Here is a 7,053-nt window from a genome sequence, read left to right as displayed (position 1 = left end):
GAAATGTTAATGTTTATAGTAGGGGCAAGTGGTTAGATGAATGATATGAAAGAGATAATAGAGGAAATTAAATATAGGAGTGATATAGCCGATATTATTTCCGACTATGTCAGATTGAAGCCAGCGGGGACTAACTATAAGGGTCTTTGCCCTTTCCACAATGAAAAGACTCCTTCTTTCCATGTAAATACTTCAAAGCAGATATATAGGTGCTTTGGCTGTGGAGAAGGTGGGGATGTTATATCATTTGTCATGAAGGCAGAAAACCTAGACTTTATGGATGCTGTCCGTCTTCTAGCAGATAGGTGTGGTATTGAAATAAAGAAGAATATTGACCATGATACCAAGGTAAGGCTAGAGAAGATAAATAAATTTCATGAAATTCATGTAGAGGCTGCCAGGTTTTACTATACTAACCTTATAAATGAGGATAACCAAGCCCTTAACTATTTAAAAAAGAGGGGTCTTGACCTTAAGATCATCAAGAACTTTGGACTTGGATATGCCCCAGATTCTTGGGACAGTTTGAAAATATACCTAAGCTCGAAGGGTTATACAGATGAAGAACTTTTTGAATCAGGCCTATTGAGCAAGAGCTCAAAGTCTGATAGGTTGTTTGATAAATTTAGGAACAGGATTATGTTCCCTATTTTTGACTATAAGGGCAATGTTATAGGTTTTGGTGGCAGAGTAATGGATGATGGCCAACCAAAATACTTAAACTCACCTGATTCCGAAATATTCAACAAGAGGTATAACCTATATGGACTTAACTTTGCTAGAAAACACCTGGGTAACCAAAAAACCCTAATTCTAGTTGAAGGTTATATGGACCTAATATCCTTATACCAGTTTGGTATAAAAAATACTGTGGCAACTCTAGGTACAGCACTGACTGATGAACAGGCAGCCCTTATTAAAAGATATGCAGATACCCTAGTACTGTCATATGATTCAGATCAGGCGGGTATAAATGCAAGTATGAGGGCCATAGATATATTAGACAGGCATGGCATTTCAGTAAAGATACTGGACCTTGGAGAGAGTAAGGATCCAGATGAATTTATAAGAGAACATGGTATGGCCAAGATGTATGACAGTATAGAAAATGCTCTTGAAGCCACTAGGTTTAGGATAAATGTCCTATCTAAGAATTATAATTTGCAAGATAGGAAGGACACTATGGTCTACCTTAGGGAGGCTGTGAAGATTTTGAAGGATATTAAAAGTCCTATAGAACAGGACTACTATATTAATATTTTGTCCCAGATGACTGCGACAAATGCAGAAATTATAAGAAATGAAATGAACGGCAAGAAGCTTGCTTGGAAGAATAGTCCTGGCAATAGGTCTTCTAGTATATATAAGAGACAGGTTAATTTTAAGAAGCCGAAGGAAGTTGAAGAACCAAGCTCATTTGTAGAAATGAATATAATTGCTGCCATTATGTTGAGTCCAAAGGCAAGAGAGATAGTTAAGTATAAACTAGATGAAGATGACTTTTCTGACAATAATAGTAAAATCATTTACTCAAAGGTTTTAAAGCTTGATGAAAAGGGCATAATAGAAAATGAAGATATTTTTGACGACAGGATTAGTTTAGACTATTTAAATAGGTTAAGCAAGATGAATTTAAGTGGCGTTGACCTAAATGATGTCCTAGAAGTCGACAAATTAATATTCAATTTATTAGAGAAAAATAGGCAGGCAAAGATAGAAGCACTATTGAAAAAACAGAAAAAGTTAGAGAATAGAAGAAAGACTATTGAAGACAATAGTAAGGAAGCAGAAGAGGTTGATTTAGAAATTATGAAGATTGCACTAGAAATAGTAGCGGAGAATAAGAAAAAATCACTGTAGGCAGGAGGATTAGTTATGACAGAAAAAAAGAATGAGTTAATGATAAATAAAGAGGCTCAGAAAAAACTTTTTGAAAAGGGTAAAAAAGATGGCACTGTAACACTAATCGATATTATGGAAGCCTTTCAGGATAATGACATGGATAAGGGTGTCGCTGAAAATTTATATGAGACACTTGGTAATCTAGGTATTGAAGTAGTAGATGATAAGGAAATCAAGGCCGATATAGATTTAACTAAGCCAGATGACCTTGATTTACAGGCTATAGATGAAGAGGAAGATAAGGAAGAGCTTGTAGCAGAATCCAGTGATCCTGTCGAAATTGCAGTTCCAAAGGGAATTAGTATAGATGACCCTGTAAGGATGTACCTAAAAGAAATAGGAAAAATTCCTCTATTAAAGCCACATGAAGAGGTAGAATACGCCAAGAGAATGGCAGAGGGTGACGAATTTGCCAAGCAAAAGCTAGTTGAAGCCAACCTTAGATTGGTAGTTAGTATAGCCAAGAGATATGTTGGAAGGGGTATGCTATTCCTAGATCTTATACAGGAGGGTAACCTTGGTCTAATAAAGGCAGTTGAAAAGTTTGACTACAAGAAGGGTTATAAGTTTTCTACTTATGCCACATGGTGGATTAGGCAGGCTATCACTAGGGCCATAGCTGACCAGGCAAGGACAATCAGGATACCTGTCCATATGGTTGAAACCATAAACAAGCTAATTAGAGTATCTAGACAGCTATTACAGGAATTAGGAAGAGATCCTAAGCCAGATGAGATAGCCAAGGAAATGAACATGACTGAAGAAAAGGTCAGGGAGATAATGAAGATAGCCCAGGATCCAGTTTCACTTGAAACACCTATAGGAGAAGAGGAAGATAGTCATTTAGGTGACTTTATTCCTGATGAAGATGCTCCTGCACCGGCAGAAGCTGCAGCATATTCCTTATTAAAGGAGCAGATTGAGGAGGTTCTAAACACCCTAAATGATAGGGAACAGAACGTTCTTAAGTTAAGATTTGGACTAGAAGATGGTAGAGCGAGAACACTTGAGGAAGTAGGTAAAGAATTTGACGTAACTAGGGAAAGAATTAGACAGATTGAGGCTAAGGCCTTGAGAAAGTTAAGACACCCTAGCAGGTCTAAAAAGCTTAGAGACTTCTTAGACTAGGCAAATCTTAAGAGCTTATATATGTATTAAAAATTCACAGGGATGCAGGATTGGTCTTAATTACCAAGTTTCCTGTATCCCTATTTTATATTAGACTAGAGGGGTATAAAAATATGAAATTAAGTGCTAGGTTGGAAAAAATCGTAGACTTAGTAGGTAAGGATGTTAGGTTGGCAGATATAGGAACTGATCATGGCTATATACCGATAGAACTTTTGAAGTCTGAGAAGATAAATTATGCAATTTTGAGTGATATCAACAAGGGTCCCTTGGAAAATGCAAGAAAAGAAATTGAGAGACAGGGGCTTGTTAATAAAACCGACCTTAGGTTGGGAAGTGGGCTAGAGGTATTAGATACCAATGAGGTAGACCAAGTAATAATAGCTGGTATGGGTGGTATACTAATTTCAGACCTAATAGAAAAAAAGTTAGACCTATGCAAAAAGCTGGATAAGATGATACTGCAACCGATGCAGGCCCAAGAAGACCTAAGGGAATATTTGAATATGAGGGGCTTCTACATTATTGAAGAACATTTAGTTAAAGAAGACTTTAGGATATATGAGATTATGGAGGTTGTGTATAGGGGAAAAGTTGAAGAAATTGATCCTATTTACTACGAAATACCAATTAAGCTAATAGAAAAAAAGGACCCTCTTTTAGGAGCTCTTTTAGAAAAAAAGCTTAGGGAGAATAGGTCTATCTTAGATAAATTAGACAAGTCTACTCAGGGACAGGAAGAAAACAAGAGTATTTTAGGTAGAAAAAAAATTGTTGAAGCCAAGTTAAATAAATTAGGCCAAATATATAGGGAATTAGGAGGTAAGGCATGAAATTAAGAGAACTACTTGACAGGATAAGGGTAAAATACCCAGAAGAACTACAGTATAGCTGGGATAATTCCAGCTTGAACCTTGGTGACCTTGACCAGGATATAAAAAAGATTATGTTAACACTAGAGATTACCAATAGGACTATTGATGAAGCTGTTGAAAAGGGTGTAGACCTAGTGATTTCTCACCATCCGTTTTTGATTTCTAAGCTAAACCAGATTACGAGTGATACTATTAAGGGTGGCCTGGTTTATAAGATGATTAGAAACAATATCAGCGCCTACTGTATGCATACATCATATGATATGGCAGAAGATGGACTTAACGATTACTTTTTCAACCTACTAGGTATCAAGGATAGGGAAGTTCTAGATGTTGAATCTAGCCTTGATTATTATAATGAGGGCAAGGTATATGGACTTGGTAGGGTGGCAGAACTTGAGAAGCCATTGGATATAGGTGAATTGATAAGCAAGCTAAAGGACAAGTTAAACATTGACCACGCAAGATATGTAGGTCCTAAAGACCTAGTAATTAACAAGATAGCAGTAGTTACAGGCAATGGATCAGAGTTTTTCCAGCTTGCTAAGTCTAAGGGTTGTGATATTTTGGTTACAGGTGACATAAAGTACCACCAAGCTATGGATGCCCTAGATTTAGACATGGCCCTGCTTGATTTTGGCCATTTTGGAACAGAACATATCTTCTCTAAGTCAGTATATGACTATATTAACTCTATATCAGGAGATATTGAGGTTACAATAAGTGAGAAGAATATAGATCCGTTTACATTTGTATAGAAAACCGTAGACCTATGTTAAATAAGCTTGATCATTATTCAAATTAATTTTTACAAGAACATACACTTTAAAAATATGACTATACGAATGCTACGGTTGAGGGTAAGAATAATAAGATAAAGGCAATTAAAAGAGTATTCTACTGATATAGGAGTTTTAGAAATTTTAAGGCAAGGATAATGCTCATGAAAAGGTATAAGATACAAAAGGGCAACATCCATAGCTACAAGTTTGCTATGGATGCTGCCACATAATTTAATAGATTTTGTTGATTTAAATTATCACTAAGGTTATTTGACATAGAACCTTTACTTTTTAATGTTGATAGTTAAAGAACCGAAAAACTCTGCATCCTTTCCCCATCTCACCTTAATTTTGTGTCCATTATTTAGTTCATCAAAATTAAGTATTTCTATCTTATCAGCATTATTTTTCACATTTTCTTTTTCGGTAATATCAAGTTTATTACCACTCTGGTCCAATATAGGATTTTTTATTAAATGATTACTTGCATCAACTTCTACTTCTTGTGAACCCATTTCTATAGCTACTTTGAACTTACTTCTTAATTTACTTACTGGAGAAGCATCTGAAATCCTATTATATCCTAATTTTATTTCTCTTAGATTTCCCATATTAATGAGAGGGTTTATATCAGTAATTTCATTTTGTTGTAAATTCATCTCCGTAATATTATTAAGCCCTTCTAAGAAGGATATATCTGTCAAACTACACCTTGTCAGGTTTAATTCATCAAGATTTTTAAGACTTGATATTGGAGTGAAATCATTGATTTTTTTAGCATTATTCATCTTTAGCTCACTAATATTGATCAGTTTTTTGAATACTTCTAGTGATTCTATATCTGGGTTGTTTCCTATATCTAAATCATCAAGTTTTAGCAATTTTTCTAATGGGCTTAAATCACTTATCTTGTTTTCAGAAACGTGAAGTTCCTTAAGGTCAGTTAAATTTCTTAAACCTTCAAGACTTGTAATTTTATTGCCATTTGCAAGAAGTCTTGCTAATTTTATGGATTTAAGTAGAGGAGATAGGTCACTTATATTCTTATTTCCAGAAATATCTAGGGAAAGTAGTTTTTCATGGTCTTTTAAAGCTTCTATAGAAGAAACTTTATTATATTGGATAGATAGTTCTTCTAAATTTTTGCATTCTTTTAGAGGTCCAATATCCGTTATACCCATAGTCCTATTTAATAGTAACTTTCTTAACTTAGTTAAATTCTCAAAACCACCTATTGATTTTATTCCCCTATTACCATATAGGTCCAATTCTTCTAGCTTTGTCAATTTAGAAATGGCAGTCAAATCTACAATTTTATTATTTTTTAATATTAATTTCTTCAAGTTAATGAGCTCACCAAGAGGACTGATATCAGTTAAGTATTGATTACCTTCATATAAATATTGGTCGCCAAGATCAAGGAACTCAAGGTTTTTGCACGCCTTTAGGGGGATTAAATCTACTATTTCATTGCCAGCAAGATCAAGACTCTTAATATTAACAGCATATTCTAGACCTTCTAAAGATTTTATCCCACCATTTCTTCCTTGAGTAAAGTTAAGATGGCAATCAAGACCATTTAAGGCAGCCATTCTTTTTTCTGTTATCTTTTGATTATCCTTATATATATTTTGATGTTTAAGCTGCCTAATTACTGCTTTTTTAAGATTTTCATCCTTGATATTTACTTCCTTGGAATTATCCAAATCATCCTGCAAACCTTGATTTATTCTACCAGAAGAACTAGAAGTGTTAGTAATATTATTATTAGAAGTATAATTTATTTTAAATTTATTTAGTAATGACCTTTCAATATTTTTTGAAAGGGTATTTTCTCCACCTACTAAAATTATATTTTTTAAATCCTTCTTATTTAAGATTTCGTCAGGAATAGATAAACCATTACTTAAAATCACTGGTGCAGAAAGTTTTTTGGATAGAGAAGAGGATGATAAAGCGTCAGCAAAGACCTTTCCAGATGCTAAAACTACACTATTGTAATCATCAAGTTCACTTGCAATTTTGGATGAAGTTTCATACCTGTCCTTACCATAAATTCTTTTTCCAAAGCTCTTTTTGACTGATTGGGGCCCTCCAAAAGTATAAACAATATTATAGTCTCGATGAATTTTATCTATTGAATGTCCATCTGAATGCCCATCAACTAAAAGTAATGGTATACCTTTTATAGATAGGGCACCACCTGCGCTTAGTGCATCTGGAAAATCTCTTCCACTTGCAACTGCAATATTTTTTACACCCATCTTTTCTACGAGTTTTAATGATGTCTCATAGCGATTTGCACCACCTATCCTAGATACCTTGAAGTCTTGCTTTAAAGTATTTTCTAGGGCTTTAGATATAGA

The 7,053-nt window shown here is 34.5% G+C and carries 5 protein-coding genes and 1 pseudogene; 5 read left to right on the top strand and 1 reads right to left on the bottom strand.

The genetic code is table 11. The features are described from left to right. Positions 1-36: 36 nt before the first annotated feature. The 5 genes and pseudogenes from dnaG to ACW6OJ_RS06905 form a co-directional block, all read left to right on the top strand. Positions 37-1,860 (top strand): DNA primase, encoded by a 1,824-nt coding sequence (dnaG, locus tag ACW6OJ_RS06925; protein ID WP_456096120.1) that lies wholly within the window; start codon positions 37-39, stop codon positions 1,858-1,860. A gap of 15 nt (positions 1,861-1,875) precedes the next feature. Then, positions 1,876-3,030: an RNA polymerase sigma factor RpoD gene (gene rpoD, locus ACW6OJ_RS06920; protein ID WP_293427218.1), complete on the top strand. Its 1,155-nt coding sequence runs from the start codon at positions 1,876-1,878 to the stop codon at positions 3,028-3,030. A 113-nt stretch (positions 3,031-3,143) separates the two neighbouring features. Then, the gene (locus ACW6OJ_RS06915) at positions 3,144-3,863 is read left to right on the top strand and encodes a tRNA (adenine(22)-N(1))-methyltransferase (RefSeq protein WP_456096119.1); all 720 of its coding nucleotides are present in this window, start codon (positions 3,144-3,146) and stop codon (positions 3,861-3,863) included. Continuing rightward, the gene (locus ACW6OJ_RS06910; RefSeq protein WP_456096118.1) at positions 3,860-4,663 is read left to right on the top strand and encodes a Nif3-like dinuclear metal center hexameric protein; all 804 of its coding nucleotides are present in this window, start codon (positions 3,860-3,862) and stop codon (positions 4,661-4,663) included. Before ACW6OJ_RS06915 ends, ACW6OJ_RS06910 begins: the two co-directional genes overlap by 4 nt. Positions 4,664-4,734: 71 nt before the next feature. Further along, positions 4,735-4,917, top strand: a pseudogene (locus tag ACW6OJ_RS06905) (transposase); the annotation flags it as partial. Positions 4,918-4,971: 54 nt separating this feature from the next. Here ACW6OJ_RS06905 and ACW6OJ_RS06900 read toward each other — a convergent pair. Beyond that, on the bottom strand, positions 4,972-7,053 hold a 2,082-nt coding region (locus tag ACW6OJ_RS06900; protein ID WP_456096117.1), incomplete at its 5' end, for a leucine-rich repeat domain-containing protein.

The sequence above is a fragment of the Peptostreptococcus sp. genome, from assembly GCF_977045075.1.
Note: the sequence above shows the minus strand (reverse complement) of the source record. Positions and strands in the feature narration are given on the sequence as shown.

Bases quoted from the DNA above. Each gene is read 5' to 3' on its own strand.
- dnaG (WP_456096120.1), top strand. From the start codon at position 37: ATGAATGATATGAAAGAGATAATAGAGGAAATTAAATATAGGAGTGAT.
- ACW6OJ_RS06910 (WP_456096118.1), top strand. From the start codon at position 3,860: ATGAAATTAAGAGAACTACTTGACAGGATAAGGGTAAAATACCCAGAA.
- rpoD (WP_293427218.1), top strand. From the start codon at position 1,876: ATGACAGAAAAAAAGAATGAGTTAATGATAAATAAAGAGGCTCAGAAA.
- ACW6OJ_RS06915 (WP_456096119.1), top strand. From the start codon at position 3,144: ATGAAATTAAGTGCTAGGTTGGAAAAAATCGTAGACTTAGTAGGTAAG.